General features: G+C 74.9%; 19 protein-coding genes. 7 read left to right on the top strand and 12 right to left on the bottom strand.

Annotation, left to right across the window (positions count from 1 at the left end):
* From ACFV61_RS10885 to ACFV61_RS10875, 3 genes are all read right to left on the bottom strand, one after another.
* Positions 1-1,460, bottom strand: a 1,460-nt coding sequence (locus tag ACFV61_RS10885) for a DUF5719 family protein (protein ID WP_380491175.1), incomplete at its 3' end; no start/stop codon positions are given.
* A 6-nt stretch (positions 1,461-1,466) separates the two neighbouring features.
* Positions 1,467-5,318, bottom strand: coding sequence for a glycosyltransferase family 2 protein (locus tag ACFV61_RS10880; RefSeq protein ID WP_380491173.1), 3,852 nt, complete (start codon positions 5,316-5,318; stop codon positions 1,467-1,469).
* Positions 5,319-5,535: 217 nt separating this feature from the next.
* Complete coding sequence (locus tag ACFV61_RS10875; protein WP_063349134.1) at positions 5,536-5,808, bottom strand: WhiB family transcriptional regulator; 273 nt, start codon at positions 5,806-5,808, stop codon at positions 5,536-5,538.
* A gap of 623 nt (positions 5,809-6,431) precedes the next feature.
* On the opposite strand from ACFV61_RS10875, the gene ACFV61_RS10870 reads away from it, so the two are divergent.
* From ACFV61_RS10870 to ACFV61_RS10860, 3 genes are all read left to right on the top strand, one after another.
* Positions 6,432-7,055: a cysteine dioxygenase gene (locus ACFV61_RS10870; RefSeq protein WP_380491170.1), complete on the top strand. Its 624-nt coding sequence runs from the start codon at positions 6,432-6,434 to the stop codon at positions 7,053-7,055.
* 104 nt (positions 7,056-7,159) lie between these two features.
* A complete protein-coding gene (gene cofD / locus ACFV61_RS10865) occupies positions 7,160-8,119 on the top strand; it encodes a 2-phospho-L-lactate transferase (RefSeq protein WP_363377420.1) in 960 nt (319 codons plus the stop codon).
* A 28-nt stretch (positions 8,120-8,147) separates the two neighbouring features.
* Positions 8,148-9,440, top strand: a complete 1,293-nt coding sequence (locus ACFV61_RS10860; protein WP_380491168.1) for a coenzyme F420-0:L-glutamate ligase — start codon at positions 8,148-8,150, stop codon at positions 9,438-9,440.
* Positions 9,441-9,444: 4 nt separating this feature from the next.
* Here the strand turns inward: ACFV61_RS10860 and ACFV61_RS10855 are convergent, their stop codons facing one another.
* From ACFV61_RS10855 to ACFV61_RS10835, 5 genes are all read right to left on the bottom strand, one after another.
* On the bottom strand, positions 9,445-9,714 hold the full coding sequence (locus ACFV61_RS10855) for a type II toxin-antitoxin system RelE/ParE family toxin (RefSeq protein ID WP_063349131.1): 270 nt from the start codon (positions 9,712-9,714) through the stop codon (positions 9,445-9,447).
* Positions 9,711-9,983: a type II toxin-antitoxin system Phd/YefM family antitoxin gene (locus ACFV61_RS10850; RefSeq protein ID WP_063349130.1), complete on the bottom strand. Its 273-nt coding sequence runs from the start codon at positions 9,981-9,983 to the stop codon at positions 9,711-9,713. The genes ACFV61_RS10855 and ACFV61_RS10850 overlap by 4 nt, the downstream gene beginning before the upstream one ends.
* A 128-nt stretch (positions 9,984-10,111) precedes the next feature.
* Positions 10,112-10,558, bottom strand: a complete 447-nt coding sequence (locus ACFV61_RS10845; protein WP_380491166.1) for a PIN domain-containing protein — start codon at positions 10,556-10,558, stop codon at positions 10,112-10,114.
* Complete coding sequence (locus ACFV61_RS10840) at positions 10,555-10,809, bottom strand: type II toxin-antitoxin system Phd/YefM family antitoxin (RefSeq protein ID WP_063349128.1); 255 nt, start codon at positions 10,807-10,809, stop codon at positions 10,555-10,557. The genes ACFV61_RS10845 and ACFV61_RS10840 overlap by 4 nt, the downstream gene beginning before the upstream one ends.
* A 25-nt stretch (positions 10,810-10,834) precedes the next feature.
* A complete protein-coding gene (locus tag ACFV61_RS10835; protein WP_380343721.1) occupies positions 10,835-11,800 on the bottom strand; it encodes a DNA-3-methyladenine glycosylase family protein in 966 nt (321 codons plus the stop codon).
* 6 nt (positions 11,801-11,806) lie between these two features.
* Between ACFV61_RS10835 and ACFV61_RS10830 the strand changes: the two genes are divergently transcribed.
* Entirely contained in the window at positions 11,807-12,298 is a 492-nt protein-coding gene (locus ACFV61_RS10830; RefSeq protein ID WP_363377415.1) for an SgcJ/EcaC family oxidoreductase, read from the top strand.
* A gap of 19 nt (positions 12,299-12,317) precedes the next feature.
* Here ACFV61_RS10830 and ACFV61_RS10825 read toward each other — a convergent pair whose 3' ends face one another.
* Entirely contained in the window at positions 12,318-13,430 is a 1,113-nt protein-coding gene (locus tag ACFV61_RS10825; protein ID WP_380491164.1) for an N-acetylmuramoyl-L-alanine amidase, read from the bottom strand.
* 104 nt (positions 13,431-13,534) lie between these two features.
* On the opposite strand from ACFV61_RS10825, the gene ACFV61_RS10820 reads away from it, so the two are divergent.
* The 3 genes from ACFV61_RS10820 to ACFV61_RS10810 all read left to right on the top strand — a co-directional run bounded on the left by ACFV61_RS10820 (position 13,535) and on the right by ACFV61_RS10810 (position 17,569).
* On the top strand, positions 13,535-14,326 hold the full coding sequence (locus ACFV61_RS10820; RefSeq protein ID WP_063349124.1) for a TIGR03089 family protein: 792 nt from the start codon (positions 13,535-13,537) through the stop codon (positions 14,324-14,326).
* Positions 14,327-14,362: 36 nt separating this feature from the next.
* Positions 14,363-15,718, top strand: a complete 1,356-nt coding sequence (locus ACFV61_RS10815; RefSeq protein ID WP_380491161.1) for an LCP family protein — start codon at positions 14,363-14,365, stop codon at positions 15,716-15,718.
* A 192-nt stretch (positions 15,719-15,910) separates the two neighbouring features.
* The gene (locus ACFV61_RS10810; RefSeq protein WP_380491159.1) at positions 15,911-17,569 is read left to right on the top strand and encodes an LCP family protein; all 1,659 of its coding nucleotides are present in this window, start codon (positions 15,911-15,913) and stop codon (positions 17,567-17,569) included.
* A 16-nt stretch (positions 17,570-17,585) separates the two neighbouring features.
* On the opposite strand, the gene ACFV61_RS10805 is transcribed toward ACFV61_RS10810, so the two are convergent.
* The 3 genes from ACFV61_RS10805 to ACFV61_RS10795 form a co-directional block, all read right to left on the bottom strand.
* Positions 17,586-18,200, bottom strand: a complete 615-nt coding sequence (locus ACFV61_RS10805) for a DapH/DapD/GlmU-related protein (protein WP_380491157.1) — start codon at positions 18,198-18,200, stop codon at positions 17,586-17,588.
* Positions 18,201-18,297: 97 nt separating this feature from the next.
* On the bottom strand, positions 18,298-19,338 hold the full coding sequence (locus tag ACFV61_RS10800) for a glycosyltransferase family 2 protein (protein ID WP_063349120.1): 1,041 nt from the start codon (positions 19,336-19,338) through the stop codon (positions 18,298-18,300).
* A 236-nt stretch (positions 19,339-19,574) separates the two neighbouring features.
* The gene (locus tag ACFV61_RS10795) at positions 19,575-21,575 is read right to left on the bottom strand and encodes a hypothetical protein (RefSeq protein WP_380491155.1); all 2,001 of its coding nucleotides are present in this window, start codon (positions 21,573-21,575) and stop codon (positions 19,575-19,577) included.
* Positions 21,576-21,666 lie beyond the last annotated feature (91 nt).

Here is a 21,666-nt window from a genome sequence, read left to right as displayed (position 1 = left end):
GGGCCGCGGCGGGCGGGGGCGGGCGCGCCGGCGGTGCTTACCACACCCCGGCCCCCCGGCCCCCCGGGGCGGCCCCGCCCCGGGCCCCCCCCCCCCCCCGGGCCGGTGCCGGTGAGCCAGGCCGCGTCGCTCTTGCCGCCGCCCCCGGCCCGGTCGACCCGTAGGCCGGCCACGACCCGGGTCGGGTGTTTGTCGTCGGTGGGCGACAGCCGCAGCCCGGCGACCTCGTCTCGGGTGACCTTGCCGAGGTCGACGGCGGCCACCATGCCCGCCTTGATGTGGATGGACTCGTTGCCGGCCGGGGTGAACCAGCCGTTCTTGCCGGAGAGCTGGATCTTCAGGTCGGCGTCGTCCTCCGGCGGCGCCCAGACCACCAGGTGGGCGGCGGCGGTGTCGGCGGGCAGGCCGGGCAGCACCTGGGTGGCCGCCGGCTCGGCCGAGGCCGGGATCCAGTCGGCGCCCTTGGCACCGTCGGCGGCGTGCAGCGCGGCACCGACCCGCCCGCTGCGGGCGACCACGTGCACGGCGAGGTCGTTGACCGCGCCCTTGCTGATCGTCGGCAGCAGCACGGACTGGGAGCTGCCGGGGGCGACGGTGATGCCGTTGGCGGCGTCGTTCTCGATCAGTCCCTTGTCGCCGTACAGCTTGATGTCGACCACGGCGGCGGAGGACTCGGTGTTCACCAGGCTGACGTAGTCGACCCGGTCGCCGGCCGTACTGGCCCCGGCGAACCAGAAGCTGGTCCCGGCGGGGGTGCAGGTGAGGCCGGACAGGCCGAGGCCGCGCTGCTCGGTGACCACGGTGGTCTGGGTGACGGTGAAGCCGGGGGCGAGGGCGCCGGTGGCGACGGCCCCGGTGCCGGGCGCGGTGTCGCCGTTGGCGGCCGGGCCGGTGGCCGGGGCGCCGGGCTTGGCCAGGGTCAGCCGGGCGTCGGCGGGCGCGGCGCCCTTGTCCGGGGCGGCCGGGGCGGCCGAGCCGGACGGCGCGGCGGGGGCGCCGGACGCCGGGGCGGAGGGGGCGGTGGTCGGCGGGGTCGCGGGCGCGGCGGCGTCGGAGAGCCAGCCGGCCCCGCCGGTGGCGCCGCCCGTCCCGGGCGGGGTGTAGGCGGTGAGCGTGGTCGAGCCGGTCAGGCCCTGGAGCGGCTGCGGGCAGACCGCCGCCGTCCGCTCGACCTGCGCGGTGGTCGGGGCGACGCCGCCGTCCGCCTTGGCGGGGGCGGCCGGCGGGCGCGTCTCGGCGATCCCGAACACCGCCGCGAGCACGACGGCCGCGGCCAGCAGGGACTGCGTGGTCCTGGTGCCCCCGGACCGCCCGGCCGGCCGGGCGGAGGCCGCGGGCTCCGGCGCCTGGGCCGGGGCGGGCCCGGACTGCCCGGCCTCGGCGGCCTCGGCGGCCTCTGCGGCCTCCGTCGGCTCGACGGCCTCGGGCGCGGACTTCTTCCTGAATGCGGGCTTCTTCATCGCGGGTCAGCTCCCCGATCCGTGCTGGTGCGGGTACCGGCCCGTGCCGTTGGGGTCGTTCGGGTCGTTGGGGTCGTAGTAGGGCTCGGCCTGCGGCTGCCCCGGCACCCACGGCTGCTGGTGCTCCGTCTGCTGGTAGGGCTGCTGCTCGTAGCCGTACTGCTGCTCCTGCGGGTACGGCTGCTGCTCGTAGCCCTGCTGCGGGTACGCCTGCGGCTGGTAGCCCTCGTAGCCCTGGCCGTCGTACCCCTGGCCGCCGTACGGCGCGGCCACCGGCTGCTGGGCCGCGTACTGGTCGTAGCTGTACGGGTCGGCCTGCTGGTACGTCTGGTACGGGTCGGCGTACGGCTCGGTCTCCTGGACGGCGGCGGCCGCCTGGACCGCCTCGGCCATCGGCTCGCCGGCCGGCTGCGCCGGGATCGCGCCCGGCGGGCCCTCGTACACCCCGCCGTCCTCGCCGCCCTCGCCGCGCTCGGCCATCCGGCGGGCCCGGCGGCTGCCGGGGGCGGGCGCCTGCGCCTGGGCCGCGGCGGCCAGCGCGGCGGCGGCCACCACCTCCTCGGGCAGGTCGTCGTCCTTGTGGCTGCGGCGTCCGGGCAGGGCCAGCACCAGGACGGTCAGGCCGAGCAGCACCTGGGCCCAGATCCAGCCGGTGTGCGCGAAGCCGTCCTCCCGGGTGACGGTCAGCTTGCCGCCGCCGGCCGGGAGCTTGAAGCCCTGCGCCCAGCCGTCGACCGTGACGGACTCCAGCGCGGTGCCGCCCACGGTGGCCTTCCACTCGGGGGCGGCGGACTCGGCGAGCCGCAGCACCCGGCCGTCCGGGCCGGCCGGGACGGTGGCGGTGAGGTCGCGGGCCCCGGCCGGGACGACCACCGGGGCGGCGCCCGGGGCGGTGATCACCGCGCGGACGGCAGGGGCGCCGGTGACCTGCCAGAGCGCGGAGTCGCCGTCCTGGTTGGCCTTGACCAGGCCGGGGGTGGTGTCCAGGACGTCCTTGTAGGTGCCGATCACCGACTGCTGGACCAGCACGTAGGCGATGCCGTAGCCGGAGAGCGCACCGGCCTGGTCGGCGCCGGAACCGGCCAGCAGGCTGCCGACCATCTTGTTCAGGCCGTCCTGGGTGCCGGTCGCCGGGTCGACGGTGGACTCGGCCTGGCCGAGCGTCAGGCCCGCGCCGCGGACCACGGTGTAGCGGACCGCGCCGCCGCCCGGGTCGCCGGTGACGACCAGGGTGCGGGAGCGGTCGGTGGTGCCGGCCTCCTCCGCGATGAACGCGGGCACCTGGCCGGCCTGGGCCCGGTGCAGCGGCTTGCCGGCGCCGGTGAGCGCCCACCACAGGCCGGTGCCCAGCGGGGCCAGCACCGCGGCGGCCACCACCAGCGCGGCCACCGGCTGGCGCCAGCCGAAGGCGATCCCGGCCACGCGGGCGTTGGCGCCGTCGGCACCGATCGCGGCGGCCGCCAGCAGGGCGATCCCGGCGATCAGCGAGGCCGGACCGGCCCAGGCGGGCACCGCCGGGCCGCCGGAGGCCGGGGTGACGGAGGTGCCCGCCACCGCGACCGCGAAGACCAGACCCGCACCGGCCGCACCCCAGGCGGACAGCACCGCACGGCGGCGGTCGGCGCGCAGCAGTGCGGCGAGCGCGGCGAGCACCACGCCGGCCGACAGCCAAACCGGCGGCACCCCGGCGCCGCCCGGGTTGACCAGCAGCAGGCCGGCCGCGCTCGCACCGGTGCCGTGCAGGCCGGGCAGGCCGGCCTCCAGCAGCAGCCACTGCGGGTGCGCCAGCACCGACAGCGACCACGGCGCCAGCACCAGGACGGGCAGCGCGAGGATCACCAGGACGCGCAGGCCGAGCAGGCGCAGCGCGGCGGCGCCCGAGCCGAAGGCACCGCCGCGGACCACCGCGACGACCAGCGTCGCCAGGCACAGCGGCAGGGCGAGCGCCCAGGTCAACGGCACGAAGGAGGTGGCCAGGGTGAGCAGCAGGACGGTCATCCAGACCGGCCGCCACCCCGGGCGGGCGCCCTTGGCGGCGCTCTCGTCACGGATGCCGAGACCAGCCGCGATCGCGGCGGCGCGGGCCAGCGGCGGCAGCAGCACGGCGAGGACGGCGGTACCGATCCGGCCCTGGGCGAGCGCACCGGTCGCGGCGGGCAGCAGCGCGTAGGCGGCGCTGGCCCAGGCCCGGACGAGCTTGGAGTCCAGCAGCGGCCGGGACACCAGGTAGGCGCTGACCGCCGACAGCGGCACGGTGAGCACGACCAGCAGGGTGAGCGCGAGGTCGGCGTGGTCGAACAGCACCCAGGACAGCACCGCGAGCACGCCGAGGTACGGCGGCGCGGCGGCGGCGGAGCCGGTGCCGATCGGGTGCCAGGCGTCCGCGTACATCGACCAGAGGCCGCCGGCGCCGTCGGTGGCCGGCAGCAGGGCGCCGCCGAACAGCTCGCCGCTGCCGAACAGGCCGCGGCAGGCGATCAGGGCGAACACCAGCAGGGCCGCGAACAGCACCGGCGCCGGACGCCGGGCCAGCTTCTTGATCAGCGTGAACTGCTCGACGACCAGGTCCTCGTCGTCCTCGCCGCCCGGCCCGGCCTCGACCGTGCCGTGCCGGCCGGTGTCGTCCCCTCCCCCTATGCCGAGGGAGCCGATCACGCCCTCGACGGCGAGCCGGGCGGTGGCGCCGGGCGGCGGGAAGAGCGTGCGGTCGTCCAGGGCGTCGGCGGCCCGGGTGCGGGCGCGCTGCTTGCGCGCGGCCAGCAGCCGGGGGAAGCGGACGAGTTCGTGGCCGAGGCCGGTGAGCTCGTCGAAGGCCTGGCGCGGGTCCTTGCCGAGCAGGTTGGTGACGGCCCGCAGCAGGGTGCCGAGCACCAGCCGCAGCAGGACGTAAGGGAAGAGCGCGCCCTTGCAGTTGGCGAGCAGGGTGTAGACGGCGCCGGCCTTGTCCACCCGGTGCGGGTGGGCGGGGCCGCAGTCGATGGCGCGGCGCTCGCGGCTGGCCGCCTCGGCGTGCCGCAGCACGGCGTCGGGGGCGACCACCACGCGGTGGCCGGCGGCGTTGACCCGCCAGCAGAAGTCGGCGTCGTCGCGCATCAGCGGCAGCGCCTTGTCGAAGCCGCCGAGTTCCTCGAAGACGTCGCGGCGCACCAGCATGCCGGCGCTGGAGACGGCGAGCACCGGGCGGACCTGGTCGTGCTGGCCCTGGTCCTGCTCGCGGCGGTCGAGGCCGGTCCAGCGGCGGCCGGAGCGGGCGATGGTGACGCCGACCTCCAGCAGCTGGCGGCGGTCGTACCAGCTGCGCAGCTTGGGGCCGACCACGGCGGCGCTGGGGGTGGAGTCGGCGACCTGGAGCAGCCGGCGCAGCGCGTCGGTCTGCGGCTCGCAGTCGTCGTGCAGCAGCCAGAGCCATTCGACGGGCTGGGTCTCGCGCGGGCCGCCGCGGCCGAGGTCGTCCTCCTGGGCGAGCGGGTCGCCGAAGTCGTCCCAGCCGCCGGTGACCGGGTCGTAGCCGGAGGGGTCGAGCCGGTACGGCAGGTCCTCCGGGCGCAGCGGCGGGCTGCCGAAGACGGCCTCGGCGACGGCGGTGCCGAAGCCGGCCCGGCGGCCGAGGAGCAGCGGGCCGCTCTCGGGCAGCCAGTCGGCGAGGGTGTCCGCGAGCAGTTGCGGAGAGTTGTCGGTGGAACCGGTGTCGACCGCGAGCACCCGCTGGACCTGGCGGTCCTGGCCGAGCAGGCCGGCGAGGGCCTGCGGCAGCCAGCGGGCCCCGTCGTGCGAGACGATCACCGCGGTGACCAGGTGGCGCGGGTAGGCGGGCGGCCTGGCAGCGGTGAAGCCGCTCTGGTGGCTGTAGACGGTCATCGAGTGCGCGGGCCTCAGTTCTCGGTGGACACAGCCGGTGAACGGCAACCGGATGGCGCACCACACTAACGGCTCCGGATGGCGGCTTCGTCCGCGGTGCCGGTGCGGGACCGGTGAAGAGCCGACAGGGAACACGAAAGCGCCCCACCGCCGCGGTGAGGCGCCCGTACTGCCGTGTGGTTGTCGAAGGGTCAGCGGGGGTCGGCGGCCGCCCCGGTCAGACCGCGCTCTTCTTGAGCCGACGGCGCTCGCGCTCGGAGAGTCCGCCCCAGATGCCGAACCGCTCGTCATTGGCGAGGGCGTACTCCAGGCATTCCGAACGGACCTCGCAGGCGAGGCAGACCTTCTTGGCCTCGCGCGTGGAGCCGCCCTTCTCGGGGAAGAAGGACTCGGGGTCGGTCTGGGCGCACAACGCGCGCTCCTGCCAACCGAGTTCCTCTTCCTCCTCCGCGATGCCGTCACCGATCAACAGCTCAAAGAGCTCGCTCATGTGGCGCGCCTCCTCTGCCCCTACTTGGCGTCCCCGTGGTTGCCGTTGCCTCGTGCGGCCGACGACACGAGTGAAATTACAGTTGCGTCACTCTGGCTCAGTCAAGCCGAGCTCTGGTATTGGGGCGAGGATTCACTCCCCGGCACCAAGCCGTTACGAATAGTGTACATATTCGGACACATTGGACCTTCGATCCGAAAGCCCTGAACGGCGTCGAACCAGCCACAACCCTTCGGCGAGTGACGCTCGGTCACCATCACAGGCCGGTCATCGCCCTGCCTTCCCGGCGATCTTCCCATCGAAACATAGAGCGTGATTTATCACCCCATCCGGGCAACTTCTTGGCGTAACCCTCTCGAATGCCGCATCCCTGTGTTTGACACCGGCCCCACGGATGCGGTCTCCTTTCCCCTATGTCAGAGTTCGCCAGCCCCCGGAGCGGTTCCACGCTCCGCCGTGCCGTGAACTCTTGTTGTCGCCTCTGCTCCTGCTGTATCTAGGCGCCCGCGTCCCACCGCGCGCCGCCCCCAGGAAGCACAGAGGCCGCCCGCGATTCCCGTCCCAGGACATCCCGGATCCGGCTGATCCCCGACGAACCAGCCGCCACTCCGAGGACGACTCCCGTGCGTATGACCCGCATCCGCAAGCGGAACCGCGACCGCAACAAACTCGCCCGCCCAAACCCCTCCCCCACCGCGACCGCCGCGCCCGTCCGGGGCTGGACCGACGGCCTCAGCGACGTCTCCATCGCCGGCGACCCGCTCGCCTTCCCGCACCTGGCCCGCACCGACCTGCCCCGCCACCCCACCACCGTGGCCGGCCACGCCCGGCTGATCCGCGAGATCGCCGCCGACCGCGCCCGCTGGGAACCCCTGGTCCGCTACGACGCGCTCACCCGCTGGTACGCCCGGCTGGAGACCGGCCCCGGCTACGAGGTCTGGCTGCTCAGCTGGCTGCCCGGCCAGAGCAGCGGCTTCCACGACCACGGCGAGTCCTCCGGCGTGATGACCGTCGTCCAGGGCGAGCTGATCGAGCGCTCGCTCACCCGCGCCGGCGAGGGAGCCCGCACCCTGCGCCCCGGCGGGCAGCGGGTCTTCTCCTCCGGCTACCTCCACGAGGTGGTCAACGGCACGCTCGAACCCGCCGTCTCCATCCACCTCTACACCCCGGGCCTCACCGAGATGAACCAGTACGGCGGCACCGCCGTCCCCGAGCAGCACCCGCAGGCCCAGGCCGAGGCACACTGAGCACCCGCCCGCGTCAGCCCGGCCGCCGCACCCGCCGTCGCACCCGCCGGCGACCGGGCCGGCGACCGGGCTGACGGGCAGTCGGACCGTGGCAGGATGAACCCATGCGCATCGTGGCACTGGCAGGCGGAATCGGCGGAGCGCGCTTCCTGCGCGGACTCCTCGCGGCAGTCGGACCGCAGGACGAGATCACCGTCATCGGCAACACCGGCGACGACATCCACCTCTACGGCCTCAAGGTCTGTCCCGACCTCGACACCGTGATGTACACCCTCGGCGGCGGCATCCACGAGGAGCAGGGCTGGGGCCGCACCGACGAGACCTGGTCGATCAAGGCCGAGATGAAGGAGTACGGCGTCGGCCCCGAGTGGTTCGGGCTCGGCGACCGCGACTTCGCCACCCACCTCGTCCGCAGCCAGATGCTCACCGCCGGCTACAGCCTCAGCCAGGTCACCGAGGCGCTGTGCGTGCGCTGGAAGCCCGGCGTACGGCTGCTGCCGATGAGCGACGACCGGGTCGAGACCCACGTGCGGATCACCGACGAGCAGGGCACCCGGGCGATCCACTTCCAGGAGTACTGGGTCAGGCTGCACGCCGCCGTCGACGCCGAGGCGATCATCCCGGTCGGCGCCGACACCGCGAAGCCCGCGCCCGGCGTCCTGGAGGCCCTCGCCGCCGCCGACGTCATCCTCTTCCCGCCGTCCAACCCGGTCGTCTCCATCGGCACCATCCTCGCCGTCCCCGGCATCCGGGAGGCCGTCGCCGCCGCCCCCGCCCCCGTCGTCGGGCTCTCCCCGATCATCGGCGGCGCCCCGGTGCGCGGCATGGCCGACAAGGTGCTCGCCGCCGTCGGCGTCGAGGCCACCGCGGAGGCGGTCGCACTGAACTACGGCTCCGCACTCATCGACGGCTGGCTCGTCGACACCGCCGACCAGGCCTCGGTCGCCGCCGTCGAAGCCGCCGGGATCGCCTGCCGGGCTGTCCCGCTGCTGATGACCGACGTCGAGGCCACCGCCGAGATGGCCCGGGCCGCCCTCGCCCTCGCCGAGCAGGTGCGCAAGTGAGCGGGCGCGGGCGCAGCGGGGCGGGCGCATGAGCCTGCAGATCCTGCCGGTCGAAGGGCTGCCGGAGATCGACGCCGGGACCGACCTCGCCGCACTGCTCGCCAAGGCCGGCGAGTACCAGGACGGCGACATCCTGATCGTCACCTCGAAGATCGTCAGCAAGGCCGAGGGCCGGCTGCTGCACGCCGCCGACCGCGAGGCCGCGATCGAGGCCGAGACCGTCCGGGTGGTCGCCCGGCGCGGCCACGCCCGGATCGTCGAGAACCGCAACGGCTTCGTCATGGCCGCCGCCGGCGTCGACGCCTCCAACACCGCCCCCGGCACCGTCCTGCTGCTGCCCGAGGACCCGGACGCCTCCGCCCGCACCCTGCGCGGGCGGCTCCAGCAGCTCACCGGCCGCCGGCTCGCCGTCGTCGTCACCGACACCTTCGGCCGGCCCTGGCGCAACGGGCTCACCGACGTCGCCATCGGCGCCGCCGGGCTGTCCGTGCTGGAGGACCACCGCGGGCGCACCGACAGCCACGGCAACGAGCTGGCGCTCACCGTCACCGCCACCGCCGACGAACTCGCCGCCGCCGCCGACCTGGTGAAGGGCAAGACCAGCGGCGTGCCGGTCGCCGTCGTCCGCGGGCTCGGCCACCTCGTCACCGCCGAGGACGGCGACGGCACCCGGCCGCTGGTCCGCTCCGCCGTCGACGACATGTTCCGGCTCGGCACCTCCGAGGCGCTGCGCCAGGCCGTCACCCTGCGGCGCACCGTCCGCTCCTTCACCGACGCCCCGGTCGACCCCGGCGCCGTGCGCCGCGCCGTCGCCGCCGCCGTCACCGCGCCCGCCCCGCACCACACCACGCCGTGGCGGTTCGTCCTGCTGGAGACGGCGCAGGCCCGCACCCGGCTGCTCGACGCGATGCTCGCCGCCTGGCAGCGCGACCTGCGCGAACTCGACGGCTGGGACGACGCCCGGATCGCCCGCCGCACCGCCCGCGGCGACGTCCTGCGCGAGGCGCCCTACCTGGTGGTGCCCTGCCTCGTCATGGACGGCTCGCACCACTACCCCGACCAGCGGCGCGCCGCCGCCGAACGGGAGATGTTCACCGTCGCCGCCGGCGCCGCCGTGCAGAACCTCCTGGTCGCCCTCACCGGCGAGGGCTACGGCTCCGCCTGGGTGTCGTCCACCATGTTCTGCCGCGACACCGTCCGCGCGGCCCTCGACCTCCCGGACGACTGGGACCCGATGGGCGCCATCGCCGTCGGCCGCCCCGCCGAACCCCCGCGCGAACGCCCGGACCGCAGCGCCGACACCTTCATCGAGGTGCGGTAGCGGTTCAGAGACCGCGATAGATCTCGCGGCGATTGCCAACGGCCACCACGAGGATCACCAGCACGCCGTCGTGGATCTCGTAGGCCACGCGGTAGACGCCGACGCGGAGGCGGTAGAGGCCGTCGTGACCCGCCAGCTTCTTGACATCCGGGCCATCGGCGTAAGGGTCCTCGCCGAGAACAGTGAGCGCGGTGAGGATCCGCATCGCATCGACCTGGCTGATGTCACGCAGCTGGCGCCTGGCATGCGAGGTGAAGCGGAACGCGTACTTCACGCAGCGCTCCCGGAGGAGTCCTTGGGCGAGTCGAACAGGTCGGCCAGGAGCTCGGCCATGGTCACGGTGGGATCGTTCCGGTGCTGCTCGGCCTCACGGGCGAGCAGTTCGTCGGCGGCATCCTCGATGGCATCGAGGATCTCGATCGGCACGACCGCTCCGACCCGCTCGCCCTTCCGAGTGATCACGGTGATCTCGCCGGCCTCGGCCTGGGTGACCACCTCGGCGAGGTTCGCACGCAGTTCCCGGATGCTCAGTGCGTCAGTCATGCATCCAGCGTACACATCGACGTGTACACCGCACGGCGCTTCCGGTTCAGCGCCGCCGGTGGTCGTCGAGGGTGAGGCGCGAACGCCCGGACCGCGGCGCCGACACCTTCATCGAGGTGCGGTGAGGATCAGCCGTCGAGGTCGTCCGGCAGCAGCCGGAAGGCCTTGTGGTTGGTCAGTGGCCTGATCGCACGGAAGTGGCGACGGTCGACGGTCAGCACGGCGTCGGTCCTGAACTCCGCGGCCAGCGCGACGTTGATGGCGTCCGTCAGGCCGATGTCCAGGTCCGGGTACTGCCGCATGACCGCCCGCGCGGTGGCAAGGTGCGCACCCACCTCGGGCACCTCGAAGCGGCCGATCGCACATCGGTCGATGATGTCGTCCAGAACGCGCATCGCCATCGCGGCTCCGAGTGTCCGGTGCGCGAGGTGGTCCAGCTCGGCCAGCACCAGCGGCGAGATGACCAGATGGCCGACCGTACGCAAGGCCTTCAGGCAGGCGTCGTGGTCGGGTTCCTCGCCGGCGTATGCGGCGAGCAGGGCGCCGGTGTCACCGACCACCGCGACGTCGGTCACCTGCCGAATCCTTCCATGTGCTGGTCGAGGTCGGCCAGAATGCGCCCGCCGCCGCCGGGGATGACCGGCATGTCGTCGAGCTCCTCCCCCATCGGATCGGTCCGGAAGGGGTAGACGGGTGCGGCCAGGCTCGGCGGCAGGATGGTGGCCACATGCCTGCCGTCCTTGGTGACGGTGACGGTCTCGCCCCGCTCGACGGCTCCTATCACCCTGGCCGTCTGCTGGTTCAGCTCCCGCATGGTTGCTTCCATGCGAGGCAGTGTACTACGGCGTAGTTCATCGCCGCCGGTGGTCGTTGGGGGTGAGGCGGGGGCCGTAGCGGGGGGCGTGGGGGGTGGTGGCCAGCAGGAGGCGGCAGAGGCGGTGGCGGTGCGGGCGGTAGGGCTCCAACAGGGCGAGCATCTGGGCGTCGTCGCTGCGGGGGCGGCCGGCCAGGGCCCAGCCGACCAGGTTGGGCAGGTGGAAGTCGCCGACCGAGACCGCGTCCGGGTCGCCGTTGCTGCGCTGCAGGGTCTCGGCGGCCGTCCAGGGGCCGACCCCCGGGACGGCGGTGAGCCGGGCGAAGGCCTCGGCGTGGTTCATCGCGGCGGCCTCCTCCAGCCGGGGCGCCAGCCGGACGGCGCGCATGACCGTCGCCGAGCGCTTCGGGTCCACCCCCGCGCGGTGCCACTCCCAGCTCGGCACCAGCGCCCACTCCCGGGCCGACGGCGCCACCCGCATGCCCTCGGCCGGGCCCGGCGCCGCGGTGCCGAAGTCCCGTAGCAGGGTGCGCCAGGCGCGGTAGGCCTCGTCGGTGGTCACCTTCTGTTCCAGGATCGCCGGGACGAGGGACTCCAGGACCAGCCCGGTGCGGGTGAGGCGGACCGCGGCGGTGCGGCGCTGGGCGTCCCGCAGCGGTCCGGGCGGCAGCACCAGGGCCTCCGGGTCGTCCTGCGCGCCCAGCAGCACCGGCAGCCGCTCCAGCAGCCACGTCGCACCCGGGCCCCAGGCCGTCGCCTCCACCTCGCCGGCCGCCGGTCGCGCCAGCACCCGCAGCGTGCCGATCCCCGCCGGGGTCCGGGACGCCCGCCAGAGCGCGCCGTCGCCGGTGGTGCGGTACGCCGGGTCGGCGGGGCCCCGGCGCAGCGGCAGCAGCGTCCGGGCGACGTCCAGCGGGAAACCCGGCCGCCAACGCCGTACCGACTCGCCCGTCACCGCCGCGCACCTCCTCCGCTGTCCGGCTCCACCGCCTTCGTCGACCATGGGGATATGAACGATACGCGGCTGCCGGAGCTGTCCTCCGGGGACGAGAGCGCGGTGCGGGCGCTGTACCACCGGGCGCTGGAGGGGTGGAACCAACGGGACGGTTCGGCCTTCGCCGGGCCGTTCGCCGAGGACGGGGAGGTGATCGGCTTCGACGGCACCCGGCACTGCGGGCGGTCGGTGATCGCCGCCGAACTGGGGCGGCTCTTCGCCGACCACGCGACGCCGGAGTACGTGGCCAGGGTGCGCCGGGTCCGCGCGCTGGGGCCCGGGGTGGCGCAACTGGACGCCGTCGCGGGGCTGGTGCCGGACGCCGCGGAGGACCTGGACCCGGCGCTCAACGCGGTGCAGACGGTGATCGCGGTGAACGCCGGGGCGGGCTGGCGGATCGGGCTGCTGCAGAACACGCCGGCGCGCTACGACCTCCGGCCGGATCTGGCGGCGGCGTTGACGGCGGAGCTGCGGGGGCTGGTCGGGCGGGGGCCGGGGCCGGCGTAGGGCGGTGCGGTGGGGTGCGTCAGGGGGTCTGGAGGTGGGCCGCGGCCGTGCGGAGGGCGGGGAGCCGGGCGTAGAGGGCGTTGCCGGGGCACTCGGTGTTGAAGGCGTCGCGGTGGCCGGAGACGGCGTCGAAGTCGACGACGGTGCCCTTGGGGTAGCGGCTGGCGTCGGAGGCGGAGGTGAGCTTGGTGCGGCCGTCGGCGGGGTGGCCGGTGAGACCGAGCTTCCAGCCGGCGATGGCGGCGAGGCCGTCCAGGAGGGGCTGGGGCGGGGCGTCGCCGACGTAGGTGCCGATGGCGGCGACGCCGGCCGAGTCGGTGTTGAAGCCGAGGGTGTGGGCGCCGTGGACGGGCTGGTCGACGCCGCCGGCCCGGCCCTCGTAGACGGTGCCGCAGCGGTCGACCAGGAAGTTGTAGCCGATGTCCCGCCAGCCGCTGCTCTGGACGTGGTACTGGTAGATCGACCTGATCACCCGGGGGGCGTCGGAGCAGGCGTAGTCGGTGGCGGTGGCGGTGTGGTGGACGAACACCTCGTGGACCGGGCCGGTGTACTCGAAGGCCTGGTCGCGCAGGGACTCGTCCGCGCCCCAGCCGGCCCGGGTGACGATGGCGGGGCGCGGGGCCTGGTGGCCGTCGGCGGGGCGGCGGGGCAGGACCCGGGCGGCGGGCGCGGGCGCACCCTGGCCGGGGTCGACCAGGTCGAGCCGCAGGCCGGGCGGGGGCCCGGCGGGGCCGGGGCGCACCTCGACGGCGACGCCGTCGCTGCGGCCGGTCCACAGGGGCGCGGTGGCGCCGCGCGGGGCGAGGTCGGGGCCGTCCTCGGTGTCGGCCTCCAGGTCGTGCCAGTCGCCCCAGCGGCCGGTGGCCGCGTCCCGGGTGCGGACCCGGACGGCGCCGCCGGCCAGCGCGTCCGCCGGGCCGTCCCAGCCGACGCCGAGGAGTTCGAACGGCCGGGTGGTGCGCGGCGCCAGAGCCGGGCCGGGGCCGAGCGGCAGCGAGGTGACCGACCCGCCGCCGGCGGAGCCGCGGCGCCGGACGCCGTCGGGGTCGGCCGGGCCGGCGGTGGCGGCGGGCTGGAGGAGCAGGGCGACGGTGCAGCCGGCGAGCACGGCGGCCGGGAGGGAAAGGCGCATAAACCGGATGGTGGCGGCAAATCGGGCCACTCGCCACGTCGCCTCGCGCCCGGTCCGCCACCCCTCCCGACGGCCCACTCGAAGGCCGTAGGCTGGGGCGCACCATGACTGCGCATTTCGCTGCCGATGCCCGCACCCCCGTCGAACTGCTGCACGCATATCTGCGAGGCGGCACGTCCACGGTCGATCCCGCGGCCCCGCTGGTCACCTTCTACGACGACGCCACCGGTGAACGGGTGGAACTGTCCGCCCGGACCTTCGACAACTGGGTGGCCAAGACGGCCAACCTCCTCCAGGACGAGTTGAACGCCGGCCCGGGCGACCGGGCCGTACTGCTGCTCCCCGCCCACTGGCAGAGCGCCGTCTGGCTGCTGGCCTGCTGGTCGGTCGGGGTGGCGGTGGTGCCCGGCGGCGACCCGGCCGCCGCCGACCTGGTGGTCAGCGGCCCGGACGGACTGGCGGCCGCCCACGCCTGCGAGGGCGAGCGGGTGGCCCTGGCCCTGCGCCCGCTCGGCGGACGCTTCCCGCAGCGCCCCGACGGCTTCCTCGACTACGCCGCCGAGGTGCCCGGCCAAGGCGACCGCTTCGCGCCGTACTCGCCCGTCGCCCCGGACGGCCACGCGCTGGAGACCGCCGTGGACGGGCTGCCGCTGAAGCTGACCGGCGAGCAGACCGTCGCGCTGGCCCGGGAGGGGGCCGCCCGGCTCGGACTGAAGCCCGGCGACCGGGTGCTGTCCACCTTCTCGTTCGACGACTGGACCGGCCTGGAGGCCGGTCTGCTGGCGCCGCTGGCGGCCGGCGCCTCGGTGGTGCTGTGCCGCAACTCGCAGGGGCTCGACCCCGAGCAGTGGGAGAAGCGGACCGAATCCGAACGGGTGACACTGCGCCTCGGGTAACCCCCGGGTCGGGCCGGGCGGGTAGGGATCCCTGCCATGGCCGAGGACGACACCGCGCACCCCCCGACCGACCCGCCCCCGACGGATGCGCACCCTTCCGAACCCGGACGCCCGCGTCGGCGCCGGCGGTGGCTGATGATCACCGCCGGCGTCGTCGCGTTCCTGCTGGTCGCCACCGGGGCACTGCTCTGGATCGCCTACCGCACGCTGGACGGCAACATCCGCACCGACTCGGCCACCGACCGACTGCTCGCCCGGCTGGAGGCCGAGCGGCCGAGCCGGACCGCCGGGGCCAAGGGCTCCGAGAACATCCTGCTGATCGGCAGCGACGACCGCTCCGGCACCAACTCCTCGTACGGCGGCGAGCCGGGCACCCAGCGCTCGGACACCACGATCCTGCTGCACCTGGCCGCCGACCGGAAGCACGCGACGGCGGTCTCCATCCCGCGCGACGTCATGGTCACCGTCCCCGCCTGCGAGAAGCCCGACGGCACCCGCAGCAAGGCCGGGCTGATGCAGTTCAACTGGGCGTTCGAGATGGGCGGCGCGGCCTGCTCGATCCGCGCCGTCGAGCAGCTCAGCGGCATCCGGATCGACCACTACGTGATCCTCGACTTCAACGGCTTCAAGACGATGGTGAACGCGATCGGCGGGGTCGAGGTGTGCGTCCCGCAGGCGATCCACGACAAGGACGCCAGACTCGACCTGCCCGCCGGGCGGCAGACCCTGCACGGCGAGCAGGCACTCGGCTACGTCCGGGCCCGGGAGAGCCTGGGCGACGGCAGCGACACCCAGCGGATGGGCCGTCAGCAGCAGTTCCTGGCCGCGCTGATCCGCAAGGTGCAGTCGCAGGGCGTGCTGCTGAACCCGGCGCGGCTGTGGCCGGTGCTGGACGCGGCCACCTCCTCGGTCAAGGCGGACGGCGGGCTGTCCTCGCTCGGGGCGCTGTACGACCTCACCCAGGACCTGCGGGACATCCCCTCGGCGGACGTGGTGCTCCTGACCGCGCCGCGCCGCCCGTACCGGTACGACTCGGACCGGGACGAGTTCGTGCAGCCGCAGACCACCCAGTTGTTCACCGCGCTGCGGGACGACCGGTCGGTCGCCGTCCGGCCGCCCGGTTCGGCGCCGTCGCCGGGTGCCGTCGCCGGGGCGGGCGCCGGGGCGGGCGTCGGGGCGGGCGCCGGGGCGGGCGTCGGGGCGGGCGTCGGGGCGGGCGCGAGCCCGAGTCCAAGTCCAAGTCCGGTGGCGGCGGGTGCGGGTGCGGGGTCGGACGGGGCGGCCGGGGCCGTGGGAGCTGCGGGGGCTCCGGCGAAGGCGTCACCTTCGGCGGACGCCTCGCCCACCTTCGAGGGACGCACGGCCGACGTGGACGCCTGCGCGCAGCACTGATCGCGGCTGCGCCGCAGGTCGGCGCGGGTTTTCCGGAAATCCCGCACACCCAGGGGACTTTACCCGGCCATTACCTGGACATGGCGCAGATCACACCGGAACGATTCAGCCGTTCGGCTCGTCTAGTGTGTCCGGATCGGCCCGCCGAACGGGCGAGCCGGAGTCGTGACCGGTCGGAGGTAGGGAACCCCCGTGCAGCAGGACAAACCGGAGGTCGATCCCGCCGACCAGTGGACGCGCGACCCGGAAACCGGCCAGTACCGCCTCGACCCGGCCGCCGGCATCCCCGGGCAGCGCCGCCGGACGGCCGACCGGAGAGCCCCCGGGGAGACGCCGGCCACCGAGTCGGCCGGGACCGGGACCGCCGACGTCCCCGGGCCGGGCCGCCGCGACTCCCGGCGGCGGGCGGCCGCCGCCGCCAAGCGGACCCGGCGCCGCCGGGCGCTCAAGTGGACCGCCGGGGCCGGCGCCCTGGTGATGGTCGCGGGCTGCGGCGGGGCGTACTACCTGTACCAGCACTTCAACAGCAACCTGACCTCCGTCAAGGTCCAGCTGGGCAACGAGGAGGAACGGCCCAAGGCCGCCGGGGACGCGCTCAACATCCTGGTGCTGGGCACCGACAGCCGGCAGGGCCTCGGCCGCGAGTACGGCAACGAGGGCAGCGTCGGGCACGCCGACACCACGCTGCTGTTCCACATCTCCAAGGACCGCTCCAACGCGACCGCGATCAGCATCCCGCGCGACCTGATGGTGCCGATCCCGGAGTGCCAGAGCGGCAGCGGCAAGAAGATCCCCGGCTCCGCGCGGGACATGTTCAACAACAGCCTCGGCCAGGAGGGGCGCGACCCGGGCTGCACCTGGAAGACCGTCGAGAAGATGACCGGGATTCGGGTCGACCACTTCGTGCAGGTCAACTTCGAGGCGGTGAAGACGCTGTCCAGCGCCGTCGGCGGGGTCGAGGTCTGCGCGGCCAAGGACATCAACGACAAGGACTCGCACCTGAAGATGAGCAAGGGCCGACACGTGGTCCAGGGCGACGAGGCGCTGGCCTTCGTCCGCACCCGGCACGCCGTCGGCTTCGGCGGCGACCTCACCCGCATCCCGCTCCAGCAGCAGTTCATCAGCTCGATGATCCGCAAGATCAAGAGCGACGACACCCTGACCAGCCCGAGCAAGCTCTACAAGCTCGCCGACGCCGCCACCAAGGCGCTCACCGTGGACTCCGGGATCGGCAGCGTCGACAAGCTCAAGGACCTCGCGCTGGACCTCAGCAAGGTGGACACCAAGAACATCACCTTCGCCACCGTGCCGGTCCTGGACGACCCCAAGGACAAGGACCGGCTGGTGCTCAAGCAGCCGGACGCCGGGCAGCTGTTCTCGATGGTCGCGGGCGACCGCTCGCTGACCGAGACCGCCGCCCCCGCCGACGCCGCCACGGCCGCACCCGAGACCGCACCGGCGGCCCCGACCGCCGCCGCCCCGACGGTGGACCCCAAGGACGTCCGGGTGACGGTGCGCAACGGCAGCGGGACGCGCGGGCAGTCGGGGCCCACCGTGGAAAAGCTCCGCACCAAGGGCTTCGCCAAGGCCACCACCGCCCCCGACGCGCCCGTCACCGCGACCACCACGGTGTCCTTCCCGACCGGGCAGGACGCCGCGGCCGCCGCCCTGGCCGCCGCGCTCGACCTGCCGGGCGACGCCGTCCGGCCGGACCCGAAGGCGGATCCGAAGGGCCCGCTGGTGCTGGTGCTCGGCAAGGACGTCCTCGCCGCTCCGGCGGCGGCCCCGACCGAGGCGCCGAAGGACCTCCAGCGGGTGCAGGCGGACGACACCGATGCGTGCGCCAAGTAGCTAGGGGCCCCGGGCCCTACGTCGGCGCGAGGGTGCCGTCCGTCTCCCGATAGTGCTCGCCGGTGCGGGGGCAGCGCCAGCGGCCGTCGCCGACGGGTTGCAGCGGCTCGCCGGCGCGACCGACCCAGCCGATCCGGCGGGCCGGGACGCCGGCGGCCAGGGCGAAGTCCGGGACGTCCCGGTGGACCACCGCGCCGGCCGCGACCAGCGCCCAGCGGCCGACCGTCACCCCGGCGACCAGGACCGCCCGGCCGCCGATCGAACAGCCCTGACGGAGCGTCACCCCTTCGGCGTGCCAGTCCTGTTGACGCTTGGGCCGACCGTCGGGGGTCACCGCGCGGGGGTGGCGGTCGTTGGTGAGGACGGCGGCGGGGCCGATGAACACCCCGTCCTCGACCAGCGCGGGCTCGTACACCAGCGCGTGGTTCTGCAGTTTGACCCGGTCCCCGATCCGGACGCCCGGGCCGACGTAGGCGCCGCGGCCGATCACGCACTCGGCGCCGACCACCGCGCCCTCGCGGACCTGGGCGAGGTGCCAGACCGTCGTCCCCGCGCCGATGACGGCCCGTTCGTCGACGTCCGCGCTCGGCTCGATCCGGGCCACGCCGGGCCCGCCCTCAACTGTCGCCATGCGCACCGACGATAGCGGCGCGGGCTCGACCGTCAGGGTTTGTCCGGCAATTCGCGCACCCAGCGGGAATTGTCGGACAAACCCTGCCGGGTCGGCGTCAACTCGCCCTGGAGAGCACGTCCTTGGCAGCCGGTCCGACACTGCCTATCACCCGGCGGGCCAGTGAGCGGGGCGAGGTGAGGAAGCCGAAGCCCCAGCTGAGGTGCATGGTGGCGAGCGCCACCGGCAGCATCGCCCTGGCCTTGAAGGACAGGCCGCGGCCGCCGACCAGCCCGCCGCCGAGGATGCCCAGCAGGTAGGCGCCGGGCACCGCGAGGAGGGCCGGGTGGACGGCGACGCCCAGCACCAGCCCGAGGGTGACGGCCAGCAGGGCGGTCGGCGGGGCCAGGTAGCGGAGGTTGACCGAGCCGCGGTGGTAGCGGGTGACCACCCGGCGCCAACGGCCGTAGTCCTTGTACTGCTTGGCCAGCGCCTTCACCGACGGCCGGGGCCGGTAGGTCACCTTGAGCTGCGGGGTGAACCAGACCAGCCCGCCGTCCTGGCGGATCCGGTAGTTGAGCTCCCAGTCCTGGGCTCGGATGAACTCCTCGTTGTAGCCGCCGAGCTTCTCCAGCACCTCGCGCCGGAACACCCCGAGGTAGACGGTGTCCGCCGGGCCGGCCAGGCCGCCGGTGTGGAAGGCGGCGTTGCCGACACCGATCTTGGAGGTCATCGCGGCGGCGACCGCGTTCTCCCACTCGGTCTCGCCCTCGGCGTGCATGATGCCGCCGACGTTGGCGGCGTCCATCTCGTCGAGCAGCCGGACCGCGGTGGTGATGTAGCCGGGGGTGAGCAGGCCGTGGCCGTCCACGCGCACCACTATCGGATGGCGCGAGCCGCGGATCGCGGCGTTCAGCCCTGCGGGGGTGCGACCGGTGGGATTCGGCACGGTCCGTACCCGCGGGTCCTCCGCCACCAGTTCGGCCGCGATCTCCGCGGTCCGGTCGGTGGACGGACCGAGGGCGATCACCACCTCCATCGGCCCGGGGTACTCCTGGTCCAGGATGCGCCGGACCGCCGTCCGCAGGTGTCGTTCCTCGTTGAGCACCGGCATGATCACGGAGACAGCCGGCAGCTCCTCAGCAGCCTTGGTGTTCATCGGGGCCAACCGTACCGGTGCGGACACGTCTCCGTCTTGTCCCGGTCTGGGCCGCTGCTCGCAGCCCGCGACGCCCGATTGGACTCCTTGATCACGTCCACCGTACTCCGCTCCGCGTACGGGCCCGCAGCCGGGTCGGAACGGGTGGTTTCCGGAGGACGGGACGGAGCCCGGGAGGGCGCCCTCGACGAGGTTCGGCGGCGGCCGCGCGGGTTCGGTGCAGGTTCGGCGCAGGTTCAGAGCAGGTGGTGAACGATGGTGAAGAGCGCGTAGCCGGCCAGCGACAACCGGTTCAGCAGGTGCTGCGGGCCGCCCAGCCGGTCCGGCAGCGACCGGTGCGGGCGCAGGTCCGGCCGGTGGGCGGCGGTCGCGACGGCCCGGGCCAGCTCGACCGGGTCGTAGCGGTCCCCGAAGTGTCCGGCCAGCCAGGCGGCCGGGCGGCTGCCGACGGTGACCTCCTCGCCCGAGCGCAGCTGGACGGTGAGCAGGTTGCGGTGGACGGCGGCCGCGTTGATCTCCTGCCACCGGAAGGTCCGGGTGCGCAGCGCGGTGGCGATCCGCAGGCCGTCCCGGTCGGCGACCATCTGCCAGGAGAGGGTGCGGCCGCAGGCGAGGATCGCCACCGTGCCGGTCAGGAGCGGGTGCACCAGCCCGCCCCACCAGCCGCTCCGGCCGAGCAGCACGACCAGGCCCGCGAGCAGCAGGGCGGGCACCGGACCGGCCACCGCCCGCAGCGGCAGCGGCATCTCCCAGCGGCGGGCGGGCACCGGTTCGGCGTCCGGCCCGGCCGCGGGGGCGGCGGCCACCGTCTCGGCGGTCAGGGCGGCGACGGCCAGGTCCCGCTCCCGGTAGCCCTCGGTGCGCCGACCCGGCCGCGGGGCCCGGGCGGCGGGGGCGACCACGGCCGCCACCCAGCGCGGGTCGTGGTCCAGCAGTCCGGGGCGGACCAGGAGCTGCTGCTCCGGCCCGTCGGGCCCCCGGTACAGCACGGCCGGCACGCTCCGGCCGGCGCGGGCGAGCCAGGCGGCGGCCTGCTCCGGGGTCAGCCGGTCGAAGACGTCCCCGAGCTCCTCCTCTTCCTCGTCGTAGGAGACTTCGAGTTCGAGGTGGTCGGCGTCGTCGTCCTCGGTCTCCAGGTGTTCGGGCACCCAGGCCGGGCCCTCGCCGTCCGGGGCGCCGTAGCGGGCCCAGCGGTAGCGGTCGCGCTCGACCAGCCGCCAGAGCGCGGGGCCGTCCGGCGGGCCGTCCAGCGGCTGCACCAGCAGGTCGCCCTGGGCGTCGGCGCGGACCCGGACGGCGAGGGCGGGCGCGGAGCCCGCGAAGGAGGGCCGGGCCCGGCGGGCGTTTGCGCTGGCGGCCGAGCCGAGCAGCAGCAGGCCGGGCAGGGCGAGCAGGCCGCCGGCGGTCAGCGCGCCGGTGAGGTCGTAGTCGTCGCCGGCGGCGCGGACGGCGGCGCCGTCCACCAGCAGCGGGACGGGCTCGCCGGGCTGCGGCGGCCGGGCCCACCAGACGTCCAGCCGGGCGGTGCGTTCCGGGCCGCCGCCGGGCGGGTGGAAGCGGACGGTCAGGGCGCCGTCCTGGTCGGTGTCGCCCGCGGTGCCGGTGACCTGGTCGGCCCGTTCGGCGCTCGCCTGCTGCCGGGCCTGCCCCCACAGCCCGTACAGCGGGAACGCCAGGGCGGCGGCGAGCAGCAGGGCGCCGAGCGCGCGGCGCAGCACCGGCGGGCCGTCGGGGTGGACGGGCGAGGGCGCTCCGGCGGCGGTCCAGGGGAAGGGGACGGGCGGGGCCATCAGTTCGTCGAGCTGCTGGCGGGCGCGGCGGCGGCCGAGCTCGGCGCCGATCAGCGCGGCGGAGAGCAGCAGGTGGAGCAGGACGGCCGTCCAGCGGCAGAGCGGGGTGACCAGGCCGTGCGGGGCGTACCAGAGCACCGCGAGGACGGCCGGCGGGACCAGCGCCCGGCCGCGGAACCGGCCGGCCAGCAGGACCACTTCGGCGAGCACCGACCAGGCGGCCAGTGAGGAGCCCCAGGTGTCCCGGCAGACGCCCTGGACGTTGCAGTCGCCGGGGGTCGGCTCCACCGCGGTGGCCAGGATCACGAAGGCGGCCGGCAGCAGCGCCGACCAGCGGCTGTCCAGGCGCCAGGCGGTGCGGGCGGCGCGCCAGCGGGCGGCAGCGGCGGCGGTGAGGGGCGCGGCGCTGGGCAGCGGCGGGGCGTCCGGGGTATCCGGGGCGAACATCGGACGATCATCTCAGTCGGCCTGGGGCGGCCCGTGCCGCAGGGGCCGGGTGCTGCCCGCACCCGGCCCCTGCCCCCCGTTCCCCCCTCGG

This window comes from Kitasatospora sp. NPDC059817, from assembly GCF_042731835.1.
In the GTDB taxonomy this organism is placed as follows: Bacteria; Actinomycetota; Actinomycetes; order Streptomycetales; family Streptomycetaceae; genus Kitasatospora.
This window is presented reverse-complemented; position numbering and strand designations above follow the sequence as displayed.